Annotated in this window: 21 protein-coding genes and 1 tRNA gene; 11 read left to right on the plus strand and 11 right to left on the minus strand. The window is 59.7% G+C overall.

Going from position 1 to position 24,607, the window contains the following annotated elements:
* From ACILSL_RS19850 to ACILSL_RS19865, 4 genes are all read left to right on the plus strand, one after another.
* On the plus strand, positions 1-915 hold a 915-nt coding region (locus ACILSL_RS19850; protein WP_395733801.1), incomplete at its 5' end, for an ABC transporter permease subunit.
* Positions 912-2,972, plus strand: coding sequence for an ABC transporter substrate-binding protein (locus tag ACILSL_RS19855; protein WP_395733802.1), 2,061 nt, complete (start codon positions 912-914; stop codon positions 2,970-2,972). The genes ACILSL_RS19850 and ACILSL_RS19855, both read left to right, overlap by 4 nt.
* The gene (locus tag ACILSL_RS19860) at positions 2,972-3,967 is read left to right on the plus strand and encodes an ABC transporter ATP-binding protein (protein ID WP_395733803.1); all 996 of its coding nucleotides are present in this window, start codon (positions 2,972-2,974) and stop codon (positions 3,965-3,967) included. The genes ACILSL_RS19855 and ACILSL_RS19860 overlap by 1 nt, the downstream gene beginning before the upstream one ends.
* Positions 3,964-4,932, plus strand: coding sequence for an ABC transporter ATP-binding protein (locus ACILSL_RS19865; RefSeq protein WP_395733804.1), 969 nt, complete (start codon positions 3,964-3,966; stop codon positions 4,930-4,932). The genes ACILSL_RS19860 and ACILSL_RS19865 overlap by 4 nt, the downstream gene beginning before the upstream one ends.
* A 75-nt stretch (positions 4,933-5,007) precedes the next feature.
* On the opposite strand, the gene ACILSL_RS19870 is transcribed toward ACILSL_RS19865, so the two are convergent.
* Positions 5,008-6,582 carry a cation acetate symporter gene (locus ACILSL_RS19870; RefSeq protein ID WP_395733805.1) on the minus strand — a complete coding sequence of 525 codons (1,575 nt, stop codon included), beginning with the start codon at positions 6,580-6,582 and terminating at the stop codon, positions 5,008-5,010.
* A 53-nt stretch (positions 6,583-6,635) separates the two neighbouring features.
* Positions 6,636-6,944 carry a DUF485 domain-containing protein gene (locus ACILSL_RS19875; RefSeq protein WP_395733806.1) on the minus strand — a complete coding sequence of 103 codons (309 nt, stop codon included), beginning with the start codon at positions 6,942-6,944 and terminating at the stop codon, positions 6,636-6,638.
* 269 nt (positions 6,945-7,213) lie between these two features.
* Here ACILSL_RS19875 and ACILSL_RS19880 point away from each other — a divergent pair, with 269 nt between their 5' ends.
* On the plus strand, positions 7,214-8,977 hold the full coding sequence (locus ACILSL_RS19880) for an SLC13 family permease (protein ID WP_395733807.1): 1,764 nt from the start codon (positions 7,214-7,216) through the stop codon (positions 8,975-8,977).
* Between the two features lie 32 nt (positions 8,978-9,009).
* Here the strand turns inward: ACILSL_RS19880 and ACILSL_RS19885 are convergent, their stop codons facing one another.
* The 4 genes from ACILSL_RS19885 to ACILSL_RS19900 all read right to left on the minus strand — a co-directional run bounded on the left by ACILSL_RS19885 (position 9,010) and on the right by ACILSL_RS19900 (position 12,811).
* Positions 9,010-9,198 carry a hypothetical protein gene (locus ACILSL_RS19885; RefSeq protein ID WP_395733808.1) on the minus strand — a complete coding sequence of 63 codons (189 nt, stop codon included), beginning with the start codon at positions 9,196-9,198 and terminating at the stop codon, positions 9,010-9,012.
* Between the two features lie 277 nt (positions 9,199-9,475).
* Positions 9,476-10,207: a ribonuclease III gene (gene rnc / locus ACILSL_RS19890; RefSeq protein WP_395733809.1), complete on the minus strand. Its 732-nt coding sequence runs from the start codon at positions 10,205-10,207 to the stop codon at positions 9,476-9,478.
* Between the two features lie 48 nt (positions 10,208-10,255).
* Positions 10,256-10,330: transfer RNA gene (locus ACILSL_RS19895), tRNA-His, on the minus strand.
* A 99-nt stretch (positions 10,331-10,429) separates the two neighbouring features.
* Positions 10,430-12,811, minus strand: a complete 2,382-nt coding sequence (locus ACILSL_RS19900) for an MMPL family transporter (protein WP_395733810.1) — start codon at positions 12,809-12,811, stop codon at positions 10,430-10,432.
* A gap of 85 nt (positions 12,812-12,896) precedes the next feature.
* On the opposite strand from ACILSL_RS19900, the gene ACILSL_RS19905 reads away from it, so the two are divergent.
* Positions 12,897-14,390: a GntP family permease gene (locus ACILSL_RS19905; RefSeq protein ID WP_395733811.1), complete on the plus strand. Its 1,494-nt coding sequence runs from the start codon at positions 12,897-12,899 to the stop codon at positions 14,388-14,390.
* A gap of 102 nt (positions 14,391-14,492) precedes the next feature.
* On the opposite strand, the gene ACILSL_RS19910 is transcribed toward ACILSL_RS19905, so the two are convergent.
* Entirely contained in the window at positions 14,493-15,029 is a 537-nt protein-coding gene (locus ACILSL_RS19910; protein ID WP_395733812.1) for an ester cyclase, read from the minus strand.
* A 43-nt stretch (positions 15,030-15,072) separates the two neighbouring features.
* Here ACILSL_RS19910 and ACILSL_RS19915 point away from each other — a divergent pair, with 43 nt between their 5' ends.
* Positions 15,073-15,255 (plus strand): hypothetical protein, encoded by a 183-nt coding sequence (locus ACILSL_RS19915; protein WP_395733813.1) that lies wholly within the window; start codon positions 15,073-15,075, stop codon positions 15,253-15,255.
* Between the two features lie 12 nt (positions 15,256-15,267).
* On the opposite strand, the gene ACILSL_RS19920 is transcribed toward ACILSL_RS19915, so the two are convergent.
* Entirely contained in the window at positions 15,268-16,539 is a 1,272-nt protein-coding gene (locus ACILSL_RS19920) for a hypothetical protein (protein WP_395733814.1), read from the minus strand.
* Positions 16,540-16,793: 254 nt separating this feature from the next.
* On the opposite strand from ACILSL_RS19920, the gene ACILSL_RS19925 reads away from it, so the two are divergent.
* Positions 16,794-17,396, plus strand: coding sequence for a nitroreductase (locus ACILSL_RS19925; RefSeq protein WP_395733815.1), 603 nt, complete (start codon positions 16,794-16,796; stop codon positions 17,394-17,396).
* A complete protein-coding gene (locus ACILSL_RS19930; protein ID WP_395733816.1) occupies positions 17,389-17,937 on the plus strand; it encodes a DUF456 domain-containing protein in 549 nt (182 codons plus the stop codon). The genes ACILSL_RS19925 and ACILSL_RS19930 overlap by 8 nt, the downstream gene beginning before the upstream one ends.
* 4 nt (positions 17,938-17,941) lie before the next feature.
* On the opposite strand, the gene ACILSL_RS19935 is transcribed toward ACILSL_RS19930, so the two are convergent.
* Together ACILSL_RS19935 and holA are read right to left on the minus strand one after the other, a co-directional pair.
* Entirely contained in the window at positions 17,942-18,313 is a 372-nt protein-coding gene (locus ACILSL_RS19935) for a sulfite exporter TauE/SafE family protein (RefSeq protein WP_395733817.1), read from the minus strand.
* A gap of 6 nt (positions 18,314-18,319) precedes the next feature.
* Positions 18,320-19,444, minus strand: coding sequence for a DNA polymerase III subunit delta (holA, locus tag ACILSL_RS19940; RefSeq protein WP_395733818.1), 1,125 nt, complete (start codon positions 19,442-19,444; stop codon positions 18,320-18,322).
* A gap of 174 nt (positions 19,445-19,618) precedes the next feature.
* On the opposite strand from holA, the gene ACILSL_RS19945 reads away from it, so the two are divergent.
* Positions 19,619-20,125: a hypothetical protein gene (locus ACILSL_RS19945; RefSeq protein WP_395733819.1), complete on the plus strand. Its 507-nt coding sequence runs from the start codon at positions 19,619-19,621 to the stop codon at positions 20,123-20,125.
* A gap of 252 nt (positions 20,126-20,377) precedes the next feature.
* On the opposite strand, the gene pdhA is transcribed toward ACILSL_RS19945, so the two are convergent.
* Positions 20,378-21,463: a pyruvate dehydrogenase (acetyl-transferring) E1 component subunit alpha gene (gene pdhA, locus ACILSL_RS19950; RefSeq protein ID WP_395733820.1), complete on the minus strand. Its 1,086-nt coding sequence runs from the start codon at positions 21,461-21,463 to the stop codon at positions 20,378-20,380.
* Between the two features lie 1,096 nt (positions 21,464-22,559).
* Between pdhA and ACILSL_RS19955 the strand changes: the two genes are divergently transcribed.
* Positions 22,560-24,518, plus strand: a complete 1,959-nt coding sequence (locus ACILSL_RS19955; protein ID WP_395733821.1) for a tRNA uridine-5-carboxymethylaminomethyl modification enzyme MnmG/GidA — start codon at positions 22,560-22,562, stop codon at positions 24,516-24,518.
* Positions 24,519-24,607: the final 89 nt, after the last annotated feature.

Raw genomic sequence — 24,607 nt, forward strand, 5'->3', positions numbered from 1 at the left:
GTGCCGACGCAAAAGCACACGGATACACGTTTCCGCAAAGGTCTGCCGGATGGAGAGTCGCTGGGCTACTCACGCACAGGTGCGCTGGCGCTTTCCGCCTTCTACAAGGCCGGGGTGAAAGACCGCGAAAAATGGACTGGTGAGATGCCGCAGGAGGAGTTCGAAAAAGCGGCAGTGACTTCCTATTCCATGATCGTTTATCCGGCGATCCCGCCCTTGTGGAATGCTGGACACTACTTGGGTACGGACAGCCGTGGCTGGGATGTGCTGGCGCAGATTTATGGCGGATGGCAGCTTAACCTGAAGGCGATTTTGCTGTTCATTCTTTTCACCTACGGCGTCGGCATCCTCATCGGTCTGCTGATGGGTTTCCTCGGCGGCTTTTTTGACATCGCCATGCAGCGTTTCATCGAGATTCTCGATGAACTGCCTTTCCTCTACATCGTGATGATCCTCATCAGCATCATCGGCGTGGCCAACATGAACCTGCTGATTCTCCTCGGTGTGATCTGCTTCTTCTCCTGGACGAGCCTGACCTACTCGCTGCGTGCGCTGGCTTACAAGGAGAAGGAGCGTGACTACATTTCCGCCGCACGCCTGCAAGGGGCCAGCACCTGGCGCATCCTCACGCGCTATCTGCTGCCGAACATGCTCGCGACCATCGTGACGAAAATTCCCTTCAGCGTCGCCGCCATCATCTCATCGCTCACCGCACTGGCCTTCCTGGGCTTTGGCCTTCCGGAAACCTATCCGCAATGGGGCTGGCTGTTTGACGACGGCACCAGTCATCTTTCCGCCGTGTGGATCTCCATCTCGATGTTCAGCGTGATGGTCTTCATCCTTCTGCTTGTCACATTTGTCGGTGAAGCGCTGCGTGAGGCGTTTGATCCGAAGAAGTTCACCACCTATCAATGAAGCTCGCTGTTCCCCGTTTGCTGTTGGCTTTTACCACCGCCGCCATCCTCGGTGGTGCGCTGCATGCCGCAGATTTCCCGCCGTATGATGGCACCAAGGAGCGCGAGGCCTTTTGGAGCTTCTACAACAAGAAGGTGCTCGCAGGATTGCAGGACCAGGAGAAGGAGCTGCCCGGATTGATCGCGAAGGAAGCTGACGCAGCGAAGAAAGCGGAGCTGGAGGCCCAGCTCGCCGCGACACGCGAACGTCTGAAAAAGCCGGAGTACTTCACCTTCGCCAAGCCCAAGGACGTTCCGGCAGATTTGAAATGGGAGAACGGCATGGATGAGCCGGAGATCGGTGACTCCCATGCCAAAAAAGGCGGCACGATGCGCCAGTACGTCCTCTCTTTCCCACCGACGCTTCGCGTGCTCGGCGAGAACAGCAACAGCTCCTTCCGCGGCTACCAGTACGACGATGTGGAGATGGCGTTGATCAGCCTGCATCCGGAAACCGGACGCGTGATACCTGCCATCGCCAAAGAGTGGGCCGTGGCCCCCGACAACCGCACGGTGTATTTCCGCATCGACCCGGATGCGACCTTCTCCGACGGTACGCCGATCGAGGCGGACGACTTCTTCAACCAGTTCTACATGCAGCTGAGCGAGTACCCGAAGAACCCCTTCGGCAATCAGTGGTATGGAGAGAACTACGCCAACATCACGCGCTACGATGCGCACACGCTGTCCATCTCGCTCACGGAGCCCAAGCCGCTTGCGGCTTATTATGTGAACACCTCTCCCATGTCCCGCCGCTTCTACAGCGAGTTCGGGCCGGACTTTGAGCAGCGCTACCAGTGGCGCTGCCGGCCGACCTCCGGCCCCTATGTGATCAAGGAGGAGGACATCCATTTTGGTCGCGACATCGCTCTCACCCGCGTGAAAAACTGGTGGGCCCGGGACAAAAAATTCTCCCGCTATCGCTTCAACGTCGATCACATCGTTTATCGAGTCGTGCGTTTGCAGGAGAAGGTGTTGGAACTCTTCCGGCAGGGTGAACTGGACGTCGAAGAACTCATGATGGGCATCCCGGAATACTGGTATGAAAAGCTGGAGATCCCCGAGGTGTACAAGGGCTACATCCACAAGGCGAAGTTCTACAATGTCTGGCCAGGCTCCCATGCGGGCCTGTGGCTGAACTGCGCGGTGGCACCGCTGAACAACAAGGAGGTGCGCCTGGGCCTGAGCTACGCCACGAACTACCAGAAGGTCATCGACTTCGATCTGCGCGGTGACTTCCAGCGACTGACCTGCTTTAGCAAAGGCTTCCCGCTCATCGGCGATCCGCCCATCACTGCAAGGCCCTTCGATGTGCAGCTGGCACGCGAGCATTTCGCCAAAGCCGGATACACCAAGCTCGGCAACGACGGCGTTCTGGTGAATGACAAAGGCGAGCGTCTGTCCGTGACCATCCTGCATCGCAAGGTGGAGATCGTTCAAAAGGTCATGCAGCGCCTCAAAGAGGAGGCGATCAAAGCCGGCGTCGAATACAAACTCGAAGGTCTCGAAAGCACGTCCTACTTCCAGAAGGCCACGCAGAAAAAACATCAGATTGCGTCCGTGGCGTTCAGCGTCACGCCGCCGATTCCGGATCACTACCAGGCCTGGCACTCCAAGGATGCGTTCATGGAAGACGGCAAAACGCCGAAACCCAACACCAACAACCTCTGCAGCTTCGCCGATCCGCGCATGGACAAATTCTGCGAAGACGAACGCCACGCGACAACCATCGAGGAGATCCGCAAAGCCTCCTGGGGTGCGGACCAGATCATCTACGACGAGGCCGCATGGATTCCCGCCTACGAGCAGAACTACTACCGCTGCGCCTACTGGCGCTGGGTGAAATGGCCGGTGAAAACCTTCAACGTCGCTGTCAGCGAGCTGCCGATGTCCAACCACGTGCACTGGATCGACGAAGATGTGAAACGTGAAACCGAGGCCGCGATGCGTGCCGGCAAAACATTCCCCGAAACCGATCAGGTCTTCGACCACAATCTCAAAGCAGGAGGAACCAAGTAATGCCCACACCTCTGCTCGAAGTCCGCAATTTACGCGTCGGTTTCCAGACCGACGAGGGTTTGCTCACCGCCGTGGATGGGGTCGATTTTATCCTCGAAGCCGGCAAGACGCTTGGCTTCGTTGGTGAAAGTGGCTGCGGCAAAAGCGTGACGGCCATGAGCCTCATGCGGCTACTGCCACAGCCTGCCGGGCGCATTCTCAGCGGCGAAGTGCTGCTCGAAGGCCGCGATCTCACCAAGCTGCCGATCGACTCCATGCGGAAGATTCGCGGCAATGACATCGCGATGATCTTCCAGGAGCCGATGACAGCGCTGAACCCCGTACAGCCCGTCGGCATGCAGATCATCGAGGCGATCCAGCTGCATGAGCCCACCACTCCCGCCAAAGCGCTCAGGCGGGCCGTCGAACTCATGGAATGGGTCGGCATCCCGGCGCCTGAACAGCGTGTGAATGAGTATCCGCATCAGCTCAGCGGCGGCATGCGCCAGCGCGTGATGATCGCCATGGCGCTCTCCTGCCATCCGAAAGTCCTCATTGCCGACGAGCCGACCACGGCGCTGGATGTCACCGTTCAGGCGCAGATCCTAGAGCTCCTGAAGCGCCTGCAGACCGAAACGGGCATGGCGGTCATTCTGATCACCCATGACCTCGGCGTGATCGCTGAAACCTGCGATGATGTCGCTGTCATGTATGCGGGTCGCATCGTCGAGCGCGGTCCGGTGCATCCGATTTTCGCCAAACCGCAGCACCCCTACACGCAGGGTCTCATCCGCTGCCTGCCGAAGCTCGATCATCCGCCCAAGACGACGCTGCCCGTCATCCCGGGCATGGTTCCCAGCCTCAGAGACATGCCCACAGGCTGCCGCTTTGCCTCGCGCTGCCCGAACCCGCACAGCACGGATGTTTTAACCACCCGCCAGCCCTGGAAAGAATGCGGCAGCGGCCACGGCGTGGAAGCCTGCGCATGCTTTGCCTCCCAAATCTCCGCATCATGAGCCTTCTCTCTGTTCAAAATCTCAAGATGCACTTCCCAGTACGAGGCGGTGTGTTCTACACCACCCAGGCGGTGTGCAAGGCCGTGGATGGCGTGAGCTTCGAGCTGAAAGCGGGCGAAACGCTTGGCCTCGTCGGTGAAAGCGGCTGTGGCAAAAGCACCGTCGCGCGTTCCGTGGTGCGCCTGCTCAAGCCCACCTCCGGCAGCGTCGTCTTCAACGGCCACGACATCTCAACGCAGTCGCAAAGCGCGCTGCGCGCCCAGCGCCGTGAAATGCAGATGATCTTCCAGGACCCTGCCGAGTCGCTCAATCCACGCCATACCATCGGGCAGATTTTGGAGGAACCCTTCGTCATTCAAAAAATGGGCACGCGCGCGGAACGCGCCGAATGGGCGGTCGAGCTGCTCAAGCGTGTCGGTTTGCCGGCAGACGCCATGCATCGCTATTCCTTCGAGTTCAGCGGCGGTCAGCGGCAGCGCATTGGCATTGCACGCGCCATCGCGTTAAAGCCCAAGCTCATTGTGTGTGACGAGCCCGTCTCCGCGCTGGATGTCTCGGTGCAGAGCCAGGTGCTGAATCTGCTGCTGGAGCTGCAGCGTGACATGGGCCTGAGCTACTTGTTCATCGCCCACGGACTCAACGTCGTGAAACACATGAGCGACCGAGTGGCGGTGATGTACCTCGGCAAGATCGTCGAACTCGCGCCGGCCACCGAGCTTTATCAAAACCCGCGGCATGCCTACACCAAGGCCCTGCTGGACGCGATTCCCATCGCTGATCCCACCCAGCGCCGTGCCCGCCAGCTCCTGCGCGGCGATGTGCCTTCGCCGATCAATCCGCCCGCCGGCTGTGCTTTCGGTCACCGCATGAAACATCCCAAGTGGGAGCAGAGCGTGGGCATGGACCTCACGCTCAAGGAAATCACTCCCGGGCATTTCGTACAGCCTTGCCCGTGCTGCACGTGATGGATTGATGCAGGCACTCTTGCCCGCATGACGCATGATATGACTGCGGGCAGGAGTGCCCGCATCACTTTCCGATCAATGCGAAGTCGCCTTCTCCGCACCGAGGCCGGTGTGGGCACGCACGGTGAGTTCGGCAAACTTGGCTTCGGCCTCTGGGTCACGAGCGGTCAGAATCGTTCCCAGCCAGGCGGCGATGAAGCCGATCGGGATGCTGACAATGCCGGGATTTTCGAGCGGGAAGATGGCGCCTTCCTTGCCGAAGATTCCGTTCGGGCTGAGCAAGATCAGGACGATGGAGGAGATGAGTCCCACGCTGAGACCGGCCACTGCTCCTGTGGTGTTGAAGCGCTTCCAGAAAACACTGAAGATGATGACGGGCAGATTCGCACTGGCGGCGACAGCAAAGGCCAGACCGACGAGGAAGGCGGCGTTCACGCTGGGGCCGAGATAGATGGCGATGCTGATGCTGACGGCACCCACGCAGAAGGCGGTGATGCGTGCAACTTTCACTTCCATGCCCGGGCGGTTGGTTTTGCCGTGATGGATGACGTTGGAGTAGAAGTCATGCGCAAAGCTGGCGCTGGCGCTCATCGTGAGACCGGCGACGACCGCGAGGATCGTGGCGAAGGCGACGGCGCTGATGAACGCGAAGAAGAATTCGCCCCCGAGCACCTGCGCAAGGATCGGGGCGACCATGTTGGTGTCCGGTTTGCCGGCAGCCGTGGTGATGAGGGCTTTCTTGAGGATGGTGGCGGCACCAAAGCCAAAGAAAGTCGTCATGATGTAAAACAGACCAATGATGGCCATGGCCCAGACGACGCTGGAGCGGGCGGTCTTGGCATCTGGCACAGTGTAAAAGCGCACCAGGATGTGCGGCAGGCCGGCAGTGCCCAGCACAAGGCCGAGACCAAGTGAAATGAGATCCAGCGGTCCCCACGGACCTGCCACGGCGACGCCAAACTTGAGCCCGGGCTCCATGAGATTCTTTGGCTCTGCGGTGCCGGCGTAGTCAGCTTTGGAGACGGCACTGAAGAATTCGGCAAAGCTGAAGTGATGATACTGCAGAACCAGATAACTCAGCAGCATAGCACCTGCGATCAGCAGCAGGGCCTTGATGATCTGCACCCACGTCGTGGCCAGCATGCCGCCAAAAACGACATAGACGAGCATCAGCATGCCCACTCCGATGACCGCCGGTGCAAAGGGCAGACCGATGAGGCGTTGAATGATCACGCCTGCACCGACCATCTGCGCGATCATGTAGAAGGTGGAAACGGTCAGCGTGCTGAGCGAGGCCAGCGCCCGCACCGGCCGGGGCTTGAGACGATAGGCAAGCAGGTCGGCCATGGTGTATTTGCCAGCGTTGCGCAGCGGCTCCGCGACGACGAGGAGCACGGTGATGTAGGCGACCAGAAAGCCCACGGAGTACATGAAGCCATCATAGCCGTAGAAGCAGATCATCCCGGAGATCCCAAGGAAGGATGCGGCGCTCATATAGTCGCCGGCGACGGCAAGACCATTCTGCCAGCCGGTGATGCTGCGCCCTGCGGCAAAGTAGGCGCTGGCTCCGGTGTTCTTCTTGGCTGCCCAGAAGGTAATAAGGAGCGTGAGGCCCACAAAGGCCAGAAACATGATCAGAGGGATGTTCATCGAGAAGGAAAGGAGACGAATTTAAGATGGAAGGTTCAATGGTGACGCAGGGCTCATTCCTGACCGTGAATCACAGCGGCGGCGGCTTTGTCCCACTTCGCGGCAACGCGCACGTAGAGGAAGGCCATGATCCAGGCCATGAAGAACTGTGACAGCGCGAAGACATAGGCGATGTTCACCTCACCCCAGACCTTCTTCTTCATCAGCTCAGGGCAGTAACCCACCAGGATCGGCAGCGCGAGGTAGTAGACCAGGAAGAAGATCGTCGCCGGGATGATGAATCGCGACTTCCGGGCCAGCAATGCGCGGAATTCCGGCTTCGCTTCCAGCTTTTCCCAGTTCACAGGTGTTTTTTCGCTCATAGTGGGGCGGAGAGTATGGAGACAGACGCTGGATGGCAAGAGTGGAAAGCAGCAGAGATGAAAATGCCCCGTGTATTCGAGTCCCCAGGACAGGCGACTGCTTGACTCTTTATCAAGCACCTTGGTTTGTATTGAGCGGCATTCGCCTGGTGCTCTGTGGCACGATTCTTTACGCAGGAGATTCTGCTTCCACAAAACGATCCGCTGAGGTGGTTTGCGCTGGCTTGTTCCTTGAGCAGAGGGAATCCCTGCGCCACTGGTGCGGCGAAATGGATGCTTGGATCGTCATCGGACTGCTCATCGTGGCCGTCATTGCTTTTGCCACGGAGAAAATCTCGGTGGATCTCGTCACGCTGTCATTGCTCTGCGTGCTGGTCATGTGCGGCATTCTGAAGGCTGATCAGGCCTTTTCGGGCTTTGGGGACCGTGTGATCATCCTTCTTGCAGCGATCTTTATCATCGGTGCAGCCCTGCGTGAAACGGGCGTGCTGGACATGATGGGGGGCGTTCTGGCCCAGACATTCGGCACCCATCCGAAGCGGCTCATGGGCTTCATGATGGCCGTGGTGGGCGGTCTTTCCGCCTTCATGAACAACACCACCGTCACCGCTGTGTTTGTGGGTCCGGTGATGGGCCTGGCGCGCAAGCTGCGCCTCCCTCCCTCACGCCTGCTGATGCCGCTGGCCTTTGCCTCGCTGATGGGCGGCACGTGCACCTTGATCGGCACTTCCACGAATGTGGCCGTGAGCGGCGCCATCACCAAGCTGGGTTTGCAGCCGCTGGGCATGTTTGAGTTTACCGCGATCGGTCTTGTCCTGATGCTGACCGGCATCCTCTACATGGTCTTCATTGGCACCCATCTGGTACCAGAACGCGACAAGGCTGCCGCCGTGGCCGGTGATGCCATGCGGGATTACTTTGCCGAGGTGATGGTGCTTCCCGGCTCGCCTCTCATCGGCCAGGCTGCCTTCGACTCCGACTTTTCAGCAATGGAGTTCCAGGTCATGAAAATCCGCCGGGCCGAGCAGACGTTCGATGCCGCTCCCAAGCTCCGCTTTCAGGAGGGGGATGTGGTGCTGGTGGCCGGCAAGGTGGAAAATCTCATCCGGGTGAAAAAGATCGAGGGCATTGACATTCTCGAAGACGTCACGCTGCGCAGCTCCGGGGTGGACATGAGCGATGCACAGGTCGCCGAAGTCGTTCTCACGCCGCGCTCCGCCTTTGTGGGACGATCCTTGCGCGAAAACAACTTCCGGCAGCGCACCGGCCTCTCCGTGCTGGCGCTCATGCGCGGAGATCGCTCGCTGATGCATCACATGGCGGCTGAAAAACTGCGTGCAGGCGATGTGCTGCTGCTGCAGGGGCCGAGCGATCGCTTTCGCGCCTTTGAAGAAGGCAATGACATGATCGTCATCACACAGTACCAGTTCAGCGCGGAGACGCGCCGGCGCGGCTTCATACTGCTGGGCGCCTTTGTCCTCGCTGTGATTACCGGCAGCCTCGGCTGGGTACCCGACACCGTCGCTTTCGTCATGGTGGCCATGCTGGCCGTCTTCATGCGCTGCATCAAGCTGGAGAACGCCTATGCCAACATCGACTGGCGGCTGCTGATCCTGATCGGCGGCATGATGGCTTTTGGCGAAGCGATGCAGGTTTCCGGCGCATCACGCATGATCGCCGACTTCATCACCGGGTGGCTGCAGCCCATGGGTGTCTTTGCGGTCTTCACCGGCTTTTGCCTGCTGACGATGCTGCTCACCCAGCCGATGTCGAATGCCGCAGCCGCGCTGGTGGTGCTGCCGGTGGCGCTGCAGGCCGCCGAGTCCATGGGAGCCAATCCACGCAGCTTTGCCATCGGGGTCATGCTCAGCGCCTCCGCCTCCATGCTCACACCGTTTGAGCCAAGCTGCATCCTCGTCTATGGCCCCGGCAAATACCGCTTTGGAGACTTCATCAAAGTGGGCGGTGGATTGACTCTTGTGATGCTGCTCGTCATCCTGGCCATGGTGCCGGTGTTCTGGCCGCTCAAGTAGTGGACATGAGCGGGCCATGTGATCCGTAGCTCTCAATGCGGCAGTCGAATCCTGGCATGATCTATTCCTCTGCCCGTGAGATCGTTGCTGATGTACTCAAGATAAAGGACGAAGGGCAGGCCTGAATCCATGTCTGCCTGCATGGGGCAGAATGGCTTGATAGTTCCTTCGCCAGGCACGCCTTCAAATTCCAGATAATCTTTTCTGCTTTGCTCCGCCATGGAGGAACGGCTTCAGGCTGATTCGCATGGGAGTTCTGAGTCTCGAAAACTTTCTGGCTGTGAGAGGTGTCGATTCATCCAAAACGGACTTGTTCCCATCTCTTATGATTGGGGTGAACGAGGTTGTTTAAATCCTCATATCCGTAAGTACTGCGAACAAGCGCAACAAGTCGGTTCCCCTTTGAAAACACAAGGGTTCCACGGGCAGACGAGCTGTGAACGGATCCGGCAGGAATTGTGAGCGAGCTCGAACAACCTGGACTGTTCACGGTTGCTCTCATGACCTGCGGTTTTGTTCGTCCAGTTGTGCACGGGTTGTTCGCAGCAATTCTCGGAGCGCCGGATTGTCGAGCGCGGCTTGCGCGGACACCACTTCGGCGTCTTTTTTGCTGCGTCCGGTGCCCCGTCCGAGCTGGGTGCCCCGCCAGGAGACGGTGGCGATGAAGTTTTTTGCGTGATCCGGCCCCTCAGCACCGACGATCTCATAGACCGGAGGCTCCACGCCTACGGCTTGGATGAGTTCCTGAAGCTGTCCCTTGGGATTGGCATCCAGCTGGCCGCGATTCAGGGCTTCGAGATCTTCCGCAAACAGCCGTGCGGCAAATTGATGGGCGGCGTCGGTTCCGGAATCGAGGTGGATGGCACCTGCGACGGCTTCGAGGGCATCGGCCAGGGTGGATTCGCGGTCCCGGCCGCCATTGGCATCCTCACCACGCCCCAGGTGCAGGTAGGCACCGAGTCCGATGCGGCGGGAGATGCGCGCCAGCGCCTTGGTAGAGACGAGCTGGGCGCGCGCCTGGGTCAGCACGCCTTCGTCGGCCTGGGGCAGGCGGTGATAGAGCAGATGTGACAGGGCCAGCTGCAGCACGGCATCGCCGAGGAATTCGAGGCGCTGATTGTCCGAGTGAACGCGCTGGCTTTCATAACCCACGCTTCCATGCGTGAGCGCGAGCTTGAGCAATGCGGGATCGCGAAAGGTATGGCCTATGACTTGTTCCAGCGGTTGCATGTGTGCTTCTTTGTAACCGGAAGTCCGGCAGCACTCCATGAAAAAAAGTGGGGTGACCGACGGGACTCGAACCCGCAACAACCAGAATCACAATCTGGGGCTCTACCGTTGAACTACGGCCACCATCTCTTCCGAGAGTTGAGCATAGTACTCGGGACGAGCGGTTGCGCCAGTGAAAAATCAGGGCTCGGAAAAGTGAGGGGGGCAAATGCGCCCCTGCGATCAGTCTTTCCGCCGGAACCAGACCCACGGCAGGGCGAAAGCGGCCGTGATCAGCACGGTGAGCACGCCGATCATGGCGGTCATTCCCAGGGTGATCAGCCCGCGATTGCTGCCTACTGCCAGGGCACCGAAGCCCAGGCCGGTGCTGAGACCGCAGTAGGCGAGCGAACGGCCCAGCGAGGCGACGCGCTCCCGGGTCATGCCGGGCTCACGCAGGGAATGCATCACATGAATGGTGAAATCGAGACCCAGGCCCAGACAGAGGGGGATGGCCCCGACGCTCATGAGATTCCAGGTCAGACCCCAGGCGGACATGCCGCCCAGGAGAATCCAGCCGCTGGCTGCGAGGGTGAAGAAGGCGAAGGCCCGCTCCCGCCAGCCATGAAACACCAGCAGAAACAGGAGGCAGGCAATGGCGACGGTGGGCACGCAGACGTGCAAGATCTCACGCTTGAGCAGGGGTTCCAGGGATGTGCGCAGAAAGGCCCAGCCTGCGGGATGAGCACCCGGGATTTTTTCCAGTTCATGCAAGACTGGCGCGTTCTCCAAGGATCGTCCCGGTGCAAGGCGTATGGAGCCCATCGCCATCAAACCGTGTTTGTCATGCTGGGAGACAATACCGCCGAGATTTTCGAGCACGATGGGCTTGGGCCAGAGCGGCAGCGCTGTTTTGGCTGCCGACCATTCACGCAGCTGTTTGAAGACATTCTGTGAAAGGGCATAGGCCACGTCGGTGAATCCAGCGGCATCGACGGCTTGTTTGAATGCGTCTTCGCGTGCAGCGAGGGATTGCAGCGCGGCAAGATTCGCCTTTTGCGCGTCCGCATCGGGAACCAATGCAAGCGGCAGCACCTGGGCTTCGACTTCATCGCTTTTCAGCGTTTTCTGTGCGGAGAGGATGCTCTGGCGCAGGGCGGCGGCATCTGCGGCCGCAAAGACCACGGGCACATTGCGCCCCGGTTCGTTGCTGGTGTTCAGCATGCGCTGCTCGATGTCTTCCAGAACATCGAAAGCCTCGCTCTTGTCAGGACGCAGCACGGCAGAGCCGAAATCCATCTTCGGCAGGCCCTTCCATCCCACCACCGCAGTGGCGGTGATGAGAGCGATCAAGACGAGCCACACCATGATGCCCTGCATTCTCATGGCCAGGCGAATGCTGCCATGATGCTCCTCCAGTTTGCCCGTGGTCATGCCCAGCGGTAGAAAGCCGAAGATCATCACCGCTGCACCGATCAGCACTCCGAGCGCCGACAACACACCGAGCTGCGCCACGCCGGGAAGCTGGCTGAGACCCAGCATGGCAAAGATGCCGGCGATGCTGACGGCCGACCACGTGACGCTGGGCAGCGCGCGCCGGCAGATGCTGCCAAATCGCTCGCCCGGGTGTTCGCGTGCCACATGCAGACCAAAGACGCCAAAGTCTTCAATCAATCCCGTGAGGATGGCCGCAAAGCCCATGGACATCACATTGAGCGAGCCATAGATCACGCCTGCTGTGCCGAGCGTCAGCAGGTTGGCGCAGAGAATGGCCAGCAGCAGCCAGAGCAGCGGCTTCACACTGCGGTGCAGCAGCCAGAAAAGAAAGCCGACGATGAAGGTGACGGCTCCGATCGACTGCCGCATGTCCCCTTCCATGCCGGTGGCGATTTCCGCCTGAAAAGCCGGATCACCTGTGAAGCCGATCTTCACGCCCGCGAGTTCTTTTTGCTGGGGCAGCCATTCCTCACGCACGGCCTTCTTGATCTGCATGAGCCACGCATTGGCTGCACGATAGTCAGCCAGCGCCTGCCCCGGTGGAGTGACAAACAGCAGACGCAGTGTGCCATCGGCGCTGCTGAATTCATCGCTCATGAGGCTGCTCATGTCCCCTCCCCCGCTCATGAACGCCAGGGCACCGCGTGCGAGGCCGAGTGGATCGTAGCCAGTGAGCGTGGCGTTTTGCAGATCGAGAGAAGAGGCTGCGGCTTCCTTGGATTTGGCGAGCAGGGCTGTGAGCGAAGCGGGATCAAGGGATGAGATGAGCTTCGCCACCTCCTGCGGCGGCGCATTGAGCCAGAGATAGGCGACGACTTCCGCGATGATCGCAGGATCGGATTGCAGCAGCGATTTGCTGCGCACGCTCGCGCACAGTTCAGGCTTGGCGGCCAGGTGTTCGGCCAGCGTATCGGCGGTGACTTCGGCCAGTGCCGGATCTTCGGCCTGCACGGCGATGAGCAGCAGGTTGCGCTTCTGCTCCCTCAATAGGCGCGTGCCCTGCAGCCCCGGCAGCTCCTGCGGCAGCAGGCTGAGAGGATCCACATCGAAATCCAGCCGCGAAACGCCGAACGCTCCCGCCACGATGACGAGCAGGACAAAGAGCAGGCGGAGATAGGCTGGTTTCATGCGCGGCTGAAAGAAGCGGAGTCAGGCGCGAAGTCCACTGTCGAATGTCTTGACGTGTCCGCTGCCTCCCTCCAGCATCGCGGCCATGTTTCTCCTTGCCGCAACCTCGGCCAGCTACTGGCCCTTCGTCGTTCTCGCTGTCAGCGTCGCCTTCATCATCATTGCGATTAGCAAGCTGCGCATGCATCCGTTTCTGGCGCTGGTGGTCGCGGCGCTGCTGGCCTGTCTGCTTGCAGGCAAGGATTCCTGGGATGTGGTGCAGAAGGATGGCAAAGTGAAAGTCATGTCGTCAATGGTCGGCGCGGTGGAGATGGTCTCCAAAGGACTGGGAGATTCGGCGCGTGATATCGCGATCTCGATCGCTCTGGCGGCGATCATTGGCATGTGCCTGATGGAGAGCGGCGGGGCGGACAAGGTGGTGCGGCGCTTCCTGGCATTCTTTGGCGAGAAACATGCGGGCTGGGCCCTGCTGTGGAGCACCTTCATCCTCAGCGCCCCCATCTTCTTCGACACGATGTTCATGCTCATGGTGCCCCTGGCGATGGCGCTGCGCATGCGCACCGGCAAAGACTACACGCTGTACCTCATGGCAATCTGCTGCGGTGGCACCGTGACGCATTCCATGACGGTGCCGCACCCCGGACCGGTGGCAGTGGTGGAAAGCCTGAACCTGAATGTAGGCGAGTCCGTGGTGGGCGGGATGGTGATTGGCGCGATCACCTGCTTCTTTGGCTTCTATTTCAGCAAGTGGCTGAACGCCCGCACCGACGTGCCGCTGCGCGAGACTGGTGCCGTCTCATTGAGCGAACTGCAAGGCGTCAGCGCCAAGCCTGAGAGCGAGCTGCCTTCCTTCTTCTGGAGCATCACGCCGGTGCTGCTGCCGATCATCTTGATCAGTCTGACCACGGTGTTTGAACTGGCTCATACAGGTGCGAAGAGCGGTGCAGGATGGGGCGTGGCGATGGTGAATGCGCTGGGTGGCGAGCATGGCTTTGATGCGGTGCGCACCTGGGTGGACTTCATCGGGCACAAGAACATCGCACTGATCATTGGCGCATTGATCTCCATCGGTGTGCTGGCCAGGCAGCGTGGATTTGGCTTGAAGAAGATCGAGGCACTGATGGGACCGCCGTTGGAGACGGCGTGCATGATCATTCTTATCACCAGCGCAGGGGGGGCCTTTGGCTATGCCTTGCGCATCGCTGGCGTGGGCACCGCAGTGGCGGATCTCGCGAAGGCTTACAGCTTGAATTTGATCCTGCTGGGCTGGCTTGTGGCTGCCGTCGTGCGTGTGGCTCAAGGCTCTGCCACCGTGGCGATGCTGACCGCCGCCTCCATCATGGCACCGCTGCTCACCGGCACGAATCTTGGCTGTCATCCGCTCTACCTCTTCACTTCCATCGGCTTCGGCGCGATGTTCTGCTCCTGGATGAACGACAGCGGCTTCTGGGTGGTGAACCGCCTCAGCGGCATGACCGAAAAGGAAACCCTGCGCACCTGGTCCCTGCAGCTCACGGCGGATTCCGTGATCGGTTTGCTGGTGACGCTTGCCTTGAGCAAACTGCTGCCGCTGGTTTAGGCCAGGACTCTTTGTGTCCCATTTCAATGGCACATGGTTGGCTTCATTTGCTGCAGCGCTCCGGGCAATAATACCCTGGAGCGCGTCGCATCGGAATGAGGGCTATGCCCAGCCCAACTGCCGAAGACCGAAGGCGTCATTCCAAATTTTGGTCATGTGCCGAATGCGGCCTTCTTCAAACTGCATCACATAGGCATAGTCAGCCGACAGGGTCTTGCCGGTAGGCTCAACCGGTCCTCCCGGTCCGGTGTGTGTGCCGTAATAGACGCCATAACCTGCCACACACTGGCGCTCCTGGTCTTCTGCGAAGAATTTCAGCTCGTAGCGTCCGTCCGGCACCGGCGTGAAAAAATCCTTCATCCAGTTGGTGTAACCTTCCAAAGTGTTGACGGAAGCGAGCGCTGGACCCTGTGCCGAGAACGTGGCATCTGGATGGCAGTACTCCTTGCAAACCTGCCAGCCCTTGCCGCTGTCACAGGCATCAAAAAACAACTTCGCTTTGTCGTATATGGCGCTCATTTTTTTTGGTGTGTTGCTAATCCAACATTGATTGTTACCGGCAACCGTCCTGTCGGTTACTGCCGGTGTTTTAGCTCTTAAGACCAGGATGGCAACTCCACAGTTGGCTTTCACTGGCATGATGCATTGTGGCGGTGAGTTGACAGCGCGTTCAGCAGGCCGCATGACTGGCATCGCATCGCACGAACAAATCAGCGCACTCATCCGCCATCGTCGTTCCATCAAGCCGGTGGACATGGATGCGACGCGGAGTGTGGAGCGTGTGCTGCTCACGCAGGTGCTCGGAGATGCGACATGGTCTCGGTCGCAGGGATGCCGTTCACCGCACAAAAAGTTTAAGTGTTAATGCATGTGCCGCCTACTTTGGGATGACGGCCCGCAGGTCATCAAACATCTTTCCCGTATCCCGCTGTCCTTGTTCTTTGATCTCATTCTGACGGGCTACAGCCGCGTTGATTTTGGCCATGGACGCATTGAAGGCCGTCAGATCCGCATTGTCGTCAAACATGAAGAGGCCCTTGCTCATGTGCCAGTGACCACGCCGTCTGCTCAGCATATCGATGATGGCCTGGATGCCATCGACGGCGCTCCCTTCGAGGGCCCATGTTTCATCAAAGGTCTTCAGGGCAGCCTCCACGCCCGTCTCGGCGCTGCGGATGTGATCTGCCTTGCCGGCGGGGCTGATATGACTGTCGCGAACTTTCGCGGGGAAGCTGGCAATCGCTTCGCGCATTTTAACGCCGTATTTCTTCAGCAGCACCCGTGCGCGAGCGAGCAGATCATACGACTCGCTGGAGTCTTGATCCTTGAGGATTCGCTCTCCGTCCAGCACCCGCAGGAAGCCGATCTTGGCGATTTCGTCCGTGTAGTCTTTTTGCAAAGCGGCGATCTCTGCAAAGTACTGTCTTGAGATGACCAGCATCTTTCCCAGGTCATCGGCAGGCTCTGCAGGTGGTGTCTGCGGTGTGGCTGGGGGGGCGTCGTTCGCAGGCGGGGTGCCCTGCTGCATTTTTTCTAACTCTGACTGCAGCTTGTTCAGCTCACTATGGATGTTTTGAGTGACCTGGGGAGACATGGCCGGTGCGGGCGCGGCAGGCGCGGGTCCGGAGAGGTTGCGTGATCCCGAGAATGACCCAGCCAGCATCAAAAGTGCGAGAAGCACCACGGCTATGCCGTAGCTGCGTGCCAGCACGGAGACAAAGCTCTTTCGGAGTGCCGCGGCGATGCCCGCGATGACCAGAGCTGCGATAAGCGCGAAGATACCGGCGGCGATGGTGTAGCCGATGGCACCTGCGAAATTGCTGACGAGTCCCACATTGCCCAGCGCGGAGTCCAAGACCGAGACGGGCTCGACAAGCTTTTTGATGAAGCACAGTAAGAACGCCCCCCCCGTGCCCAGCAGCGGAGCACGGCGGCGCCACTCGTCAGGTGCGGACGACGACTGGTCGGCCGGTGTGCTGTCATGTTTCTGAATATAAGCTGGTGCCTGATAAGGCTGGTAAGACGGGTTTCGGGCGCAGGCTGGCACCTGGATGACGGCCCCGCAGCCGGGACAGCAGGCCTCGGTCCCCGCGAGTGCGTCGTCAGCATCAATCGATTGTCCGCACTGACCGCAGCAGAAGAGAGGCATGATAAGAAAAGATAGGTTCGATTTGCCTGAGAATAACAATGATAGTATACAGAGCTGTCTTTTTAGCAAAAAATCTGTTGGGTTGTCAATCACATTCGATGGTCTGCGGCTGCAGTCCATGGGACTCACCCCGGAACTAAATGATGAAATGGGGCTGGCAAGCAGTGACCGAATCACTGTCGCTGACACAGCCACAAACCTGTCGTTTCAAATTTTGAGCAAACAGCTGCGGATGGTGTAAGGCTGCCGCATTCATGTCCGAACTCCCCTCCCCTTCCCAGCTCAGCGCGCTCATACGTCATCGTCGTTCCATCAAGCCGGTGGACATGGATGGGACGCGGAGTGTGGAGCGTGTGCTGCTCACGCAGGTGCTCGAAGATGCGACATGGGCGCCGACGCACGGGCTGACGGAGCCGTGGAAATTCATCGTGCATCAAGGAGCTGGTCGTGCGCGACTCGCGGAGACGATGCAGCGCGTATATCGCGAGACGACACCAGCGCATGAGTTCCGCGAGGACAAGATGAAGAAGATGAGTGAGAACCCCCTGCTCTCACCCGTGGTGATCGCCTGTGTGATGGAGCGGCGTGGTGGAGCAAAGATTCCTGAGATCGAAGAGATCGAAGCAGTGGCCTGCGCGCTGCAAAACCTGCAGCTCTCCGCCACAGCGGCTGGGCTGGGATGCTACTGGTCATCCCCTCCCCTGCTGGGCACACGTGAGTTTTCCGACTACCTCCAAATCGGCGCGGAAGATCGCTGCGTGGGTCTCATTTATCTCGGCTGGCCGCGTGCCGGGCTGAACTGGCCGAAGAGCGTGCGGCTGCCCGTCGAATCCAAAACCCAATGGCGCGATGACTGAGTGGTTCACCAATGCCTGGCATTCCACGGCGCATTTTTTCACCACGATGCCGTGGCAGATGTGGGGCGTGTGGTCGCTGACGATCTGCCTGCTTCTCGTGGGCATCATCGGTTCGGTGGTGCCGTTTCTGCCAGGACCGATGCTGATCTTTGCTGCGGGCATTATTCATACGGTGCTGCGTCCGGAGTCCGGCATGAGCACCTGGGGCATTGTGATTCTATCGCTCGGGCTGGTGCTGTCCTACGTCGTGGATTTTGCCAGCGGTGCCATGGGTGCACGCTGGTTTGGCGCGAGCCGCTGGGGTATCGCCGGGGTGTTCATCGGCGGCATCGCGGGCATGTTCTTTGTTCCGTTTGGTTTGATCTTGGGTCCGCTGATCGGTGGCGTTGCCTTTGAGCTGATCTTTGCCAAGAAGCAGCTGCACCCTGCGGCGAAGTCAGCCTGGGGCTCCCTGCTGGGCACGGGTGTTGGCCTGGTGCTGCGCCTGATCGTGGCGCTGGGCATGGTGGCCACGTTCTTTCTCGACGCGTTGGTGTGGTAAGGCTTCAGGCCTTGCCCTGCAGCAGCATGCGTGTGCCAAAGACGACGAGGATGGTGCCGAAGATGCGTGTGAGTGTTTCGTTGCTCATCGACTTCAACCAGCCTGCGCCAAAGTAGGCGAAGATGGACGCAGAGACTGCGGTGATGGCGGCGACTTTCCATTCCACGTAGCCATGCCTGGCATTCTGCGTGGTGGCCATCAGCGCGGTGGGAATGATGATGGCGAGCGAAGTCGCGACGGCTGTCTTGTGCGGCAGCTTGAGGAAGAACACAAACGCAGGAACCATCACGACACCACCGCCGACGCCGCATAATGCTGCGACTGCGCCGCTGATGATACCAATGGCAAGACAGGCGAGAATCGTGGAGGTGGGCATGGTGGATCAGCGGGATTGTCTGGCGAGGAGGCCGACGAGGAGACGTTCAAGCACAAGCTTGGGATCGAGCGATGAAGTGACGAGCTTGGAGTTGGCGACAAGGCAGGCTTTGAAACCTGCATGCAGTTCTTCGAGCGTGAAGTTGCCGGTCTCGGGGATGGCGAGGAACATCGGATAGGCATTGAAGCCGGTGCCGTCTTTTTTGCGCGGCAGATGCGAGGTTGCCGTCGAAGGCAGGCTTTCGAGCGAGGAGCAGAAGCCGGCGTAGTTGAACTTGTTGAGCTTGTAGCGTGAGCCGAGGTCTTTGATGAGCAGCAGGCTGCGCACGCGGGGGACGATGGCGGCGAGCAGCAGGCCGATGGCGTTCTGCCCCTGATACATGAGTGTGCCGAGAAGCTCCAGCGCACGCGGCAGATCGCGTTTGCCGATGGCGTTGCCGAGATCCCACAACACACCGGCGCGGCTCATGGACACCATGTTTTGCACGGTCTTCAGTCCGGCGCGGCGGCGCTCGCCGAGGAAGAGATCGATCTTTTCGAGCTCGTTTTCCATCTGCCGCGTGTCATCGCCGGCCATCTGCACCAGGAGTTCCAGTGCACCGCTTTCAAAAGTGATGCCGAGTTCCTTGGCCTTGCGTGAGGCCATGGCAAGGACCGGGCCTTCCCATCCGGCGCGCGAGGTGTCCGGCTTGTCGAAGACTTCGAAGGCGGCGATTTTCGAGATGCGCTTGTAGGTGCTGCGCCGTTTGTCGATGCCGGTGGCGCTGATGACAAAACTCACGTCACTGCCGAGGCCGCGTTCCACCACATCGAGGATGCGTTCGAATCCGTTCACCGCATCCTGGCCACGGCCTGCGCCGGAGTCCCCGAGGAAGTTGGCGTTCTTGAGCCACACCACTTTGCTGCCGCCGAAGAAGGGCAGCGTTTGCAATGCCATGCACACGTTGGAGCAGATGTTGCCGGCGTGTTCGGAGTTGTCGGCGGTGCCGTCGATGACGTCGTTGCTGAAGTCTCCGGCGTCTGGTGGCGTGAGGCTGCGCACGAGCATGAGCGCGGCTTCCTTCACGCGTGCTTCATCACTGCCGATGAAGACATTCACCTGGCTGGCAGCGGTTTTTTTCGGCGGGGGCATGCTTCACCGATGGAGCAGGATGCGCACGGCATCAAGCCTCGCCGTTCGTCAGCACGCTTGACATTCTTTCAGCGATTTGGTGAAATTAGGTCAAATCCATCCTCCACCATGAAAACATCAATGATTGGGTCCAAGGTTTCCACGGCAGTCGCGCTTTTGACGACTGCCTTTTTTATGTCTGCCGCAGGCTTTTCAGCCCAAGCGGAAGATCTGAATGCGGTGTTTCAGCAAGGCCGCGCCGCTTACTACAAGGGTGACTTGGACACGGCGTACAAGCTGCTCTCCCGCGTGGCTGCGGCGAATCCGAAGCACGCAGAGACGGCGAACATGCTCGCCTACATCCGCGCCAACTACCAGCCGAAGGACAACTCGCTCAAAAACCAGTACGCCGCCGTCATTCTGCCGAAGGTGTCCATGGATGACGTGACACTGACCGAAGCCATCGAGGGTCTGCGGGCGCTCTCTAAAAATGCGAGTGGCGGCAAAGTGGTGCCCAACGTGATCGTGAAGGGCGAGGACCTGGCGAAGAAAAAGCTCAGCCTCTCACTCGCCAATGTCCCCCTGGACGAGGCGCTGAATTACGTGACTCAGCTCGTCGAGGCCAAGGCGACCTATGACAAGCACGCCATCATCCTGACCAGTCAGGCGGATACCATCACCTCTGCGGCGGCTGCAAAGTAGCCCTCAAGGCCGTCAGCTTGGCGTGAAGCGAATCAGCGAACCTTTGCCTTGGAAACAAGGCAAAGGTATGTGATGCAATTCATTGGTGTTGAATGAATTAATGTGGGATCAGCTCCGAGAAAACATATTTCGGAGTTTAGGCCTGTGATCTGAACTTAGCCTGAGAGGGTGATCAGGGCAAAAGGCAGATGCAATCAGCAACAAAGTCCGGGGTAAAGCCCCACTCCGGAAGTGAGGCAAGCCGCCTTAGACTCAGTCGTTGAAGAAGTGGCGTCCGGTCTGGCCCGCTTCGGTCTTGTTGTCCACTTCCCAGTACACATCTTCAAAGATGGATTCGGGTTCTGGATATGGGCTGACCTTGGCAAATTCGGCGGAATCTTCCGCTTCCTTCTGCGCTTCCTTGTCGATCTTCTTCAGTTCTTCTTCGGTGGCCACGCCTTCCGTGAGAAGGTTGCGCTTCCACACCTGAATCGGATCGTGCTCGTTTTGGAACTGCTCGACTTCTTCCTTGGTGCGGTACTTGAACTTGTTGGCGTCAGCGACGGAATGCCCTTCCCAGCGGTAGGTGGCGATTTCGATGATGCTCGGCTTGGACTGGGTATGCGCCCGCTCGATGGCCTTGCTGACTCCGGCGCGGACTTCGTAGATGTCTGCACCATTGAACTGCTCCCAGGCCATGCCGTAACCTTCAGCGCGCTTGGCGAGGAAGTCGGTGTACGCAGAGGAGCGCTTCTGGCTGGTGCCCATGGAGTAGCCATTGTTTTCGATCACATAGACCACAGGCAGATCCCACAGCTCAGCGAGATTCAGGGATTCATGGAAGGCACCCTGGTTCACAGCACCGTCACCGAGGAAGCACAGCGCGGCACCTTTGAGGCCACGGTATTTCAGACCGAAGGCAAGGCCTAGGCCCAGCGGGGTCTGGCCAGCCACGATGCCGTGACCGCCCCAGTAGTTTTTGTCAGGCGCGAAGTAATGCATGGAGCCGCCCTTGCCGCGGGAGCAGCCGGTGGCTTTGCCGAAGAGTTCGGCCATGCACTCGTTCATGTTCATTCCAACGGCCAAGGCGTGTGCGTGATCGCGATAAGCAGTGATGACATGATCGTTTTCGCCCATCACTGAAACCGTGCCGACGGCCACTGATTCCTGGCCGATGTAGAGGTGGAGGAAACCGCCCATGCGACCGGCTTGGTAGTGCTGGAGAGACACCTGCTCGAAGCGGCGGATGCGGACCATCTTGCGGTAAAGCTCCACCTTGTCGGCGGCGGTGAGCTTCTGATTGATCGGGTCGGCAGCGTGGTTTGCCAGGGCGTTGGTGGGGGCGTTTGCGGAGGCCATTGGTGGGGGCGATACTAGCGGGAAGCATGCCGGAAGCAAGCATGGTGTTTGAACTGCGGCACGGGAGAATCAGGCTCCTGTGCGTGGGATGGCGAAGGTGAACCGGATGGCTCTAAGAGCATGGCGTCGGAGCAGCGCGGAGTCACGAAAGCCCGATGGTCAGGTGCGTTCCATCGTCTGGTGCTGTGAAGCTACGCAGGGGGATGAGCGGTGTCTGCATGAAGGGTATTCCCGGCCCGGGCGGCAGGTTGTCTGAGTGCGGCGCACAGCGACACTCGACGGCGCTCGCAGGATTTTGAAAATGGCGAGAGCGCGAAGAATCGGACTGGTGCATGAGGTCCAAAACCCCTCCTCCCCTTCCGCAATCGGGCATTCCATGGATGGGAACCACAAGGCCCGCTGATGGGAAAATGCCCGATGTTCCATGGAGAGGCATAAGACCTCAGGGCTGGTAGGGACGCGTTGTGAGCGTTCTTGGAATCCTTTGTTCCAGTGCTGCCTTGCGGCCTTTGAGCGCCGCATCTCACCCAGCGCTCCACCTCCCATCTCGCAGCCATCGCGCTACAGAGACTTGCGAGGACGGCGCACCTTTTTGGATCGCTTGCGGGTGTGCCACAGACCCGAAAAGAGTGGGACGCGCACAACGCATCCCTACCAGCCCTTGAGCGGCGCGGCAGGGCAATCAGTTTCGTAAACGGCCTCCTTCTCTTCCCGCCCAGCTCACGACGAACACTGTTGGTCGAGGGTTGGGGTGGAGGGAAGATGGAAAAACCTTCGCCAGTATGGTGTGCCCCCCTTACCTGCCCTGCCCCTTGGGCGCTTTTCCTCTCCTCTGGGGGGGACGCTCCGGATGCCTGATTCCATGCCTCCATGCACCCTCTTCGCCGCCTTCACATCTCTCGTTCCCCCATCCCGACCACCTTCTTGGGTAGCTCTTTGCGCCTTCTTGGACCCCTTCTTTTCAGCCAGCTCCCCTTCCCTGTTTGCCATTTCCGACTCTCCCTTTGCCCATCTGACCCGCTTCTGAAACCCTCTCTGAGATTCCCTTTTGTTCCACATGGAACAATTTCTGGCCTGTGTTACTCTCGTTGCCCTCATGTCCACCAGCCTCTACACCTTCCCCAAGCACTATGACGTCATCGTTTGTGGAGCCGGTCATGCCGGCGTGGAGGCGGCGATGGCGGCTGCCAGGCTCGGTTGCCAGACGGCCATCCTCACCCAGAACCTCGACACAATCTCCCAGATGTCCTGCAACCCCGCCATTGGCGGCTTGGCCAAGGGTCATGTGGTGCGCGAGATCGACGCTCTGGGCGGCGTGATGGGTCGAAACACAGACGCCACGGGCATCCAATTCCGCATGCTGAACGCCCGCAAGGGCCCAAGCGTGCAGGCTCCCCGGGCCCAATGCGACAAGAAGGCCTACCAGTTTCGCATGAAATGGCTGATCGAAAACCAGCCCAACCTCGACCTTCATCAGGGCAATGCCGCTGAGATTCTGGTCGAAAACGATGCCATCACGGGCATCCGCACCAGCCTTGGCATGATCTACCGGACCAAGGCAGTGGTCATTTCCTCCGGCACTTTCATGCGCGGACTCCTCCATGTGGGGCAGCAGAACCAGGCCGGAGGCCGTATGGGCGACAGCATTTCCACCCTCTCTGACAGCCTCCGTGAGCTCGGCTTCGACGTCCAACGCTTCAAAACCGGCACCCCCTGCCGCCTCAACAGCCGGAGCATCGACTTCTCCAAGTGTGAACTTCAGCCTGGAGATGAGCCTGCACCGCACTTCAGCTACCTGTCTGGCGTGCTTCCGGAGGATGAATCTGAGGTCGAGGATAGGGGTTCGAATCCCCTTAGTTCCACCGGTCCGAACCAGTTTACCCTCAATCACTGGGCCCCAGAAAAGTTCCACGTGGAACAAATTCCCTGCTGGATCACCTACACGACCCCCCAAACGCACGACATCATTCGGGCCAACATCCACAAGTCGGCCATGTATTCGGGCCGCATCGAGGGCGTCGGGCCACGCTACTGCCCCTCCGTGGAGGACAAGGTGGTGCGCTTTGCGGAGAAGGAACGGCACCAGATTTTCCTCGAACCGGAGGGCCGCCACACCCGCGAATTCTACGTGAATGGCGTCTCTACTTCCCTGCCCTTCGAGGTCCAGTATGAGTTCATCCGGTCCATCCCGGGCCTCGAAAATGCCGAGATCGTCCGCCCTGGTTACGCCGTGGAGTACGACTACTGCCCCCCTACCCAGCTTCATCCCACCCTGGAAACCAAGCGCGTTTCCGGCCTCTACTTCGCCGGGCAGATCAATGGCACCTCCGGCTACGAGGAAGCTGCCGGGCAGGGCCTCATCGCCGGAGCCAATGCTGCGCTGAAGGCTCAGGGCCGCCCCCCTTTCCTGCTCCAGCGCAGCCAGGCCTACCTCGCCGTGATGATCGACGACCTCGTGACCAAAGGCACCACCGAGCCTTACCGCCTCTTCACCTCCCGCGCCGAGTACCGCCTCCTCCTCCGCCAGGACAACTGCGACCTCCGCCTCACCCCGCTGGCCGCACAAGTGGGTCTCGTCTCCCCCTACCGCATCCGCCATACCGAGGAAAAAATCGCCGCCATCGCCGCGGCTCGCACCCTGCTGCAGGAGGCCCGTATGGGCGACGTGACCTTGGAAAAATGGCTGCGCCGCCCCGAAAGCACCCCTGCCCAGCTGCCCACCGAGATGTATTCCCGCTTCATCCCCGAGGTTTGGAGCCTCGTCGAAAACGACGTCAAATACGCCGGCTACATCACCCGGCAGGAAGACATGGTGGCCAAAACCTCCCGGATGGAGGAAAAGATGATCCCCGCTGACTTCGATTACCACGCCATCCCCGGCCTCAAAACCGAAGCCAAGCACCGCCTCACCGCCCTCCGCCCCGCCACCCTCGGCCAAGCCGCGAGAGCCCAGGGCGTGAACCCGGCGGATATTGCGCTGCTGGCGGTGATGCTGAAGCGTGGGAGCAAGGAGGTGGAGAGCACGGAGGTGGAGAGCACGGAGGTGGGGGCGTAGAATTCAAGACTCTGCTCGGACATCTTTTTTCCTCGCCGTCATACTCAGCACTCGTCCTCGATCCCTGCGGGTTGCATGACTTCCAAAGC

It is taken from the genome of Prosthecobacter sp., from assembly GCF_044222345.1.
GTDB lineage: Bacteria > Verrucomicrobiota > Verrucomicrobiia > Verrucomicrobiales > Verrucomicrobiaceae > Prosthecobacter.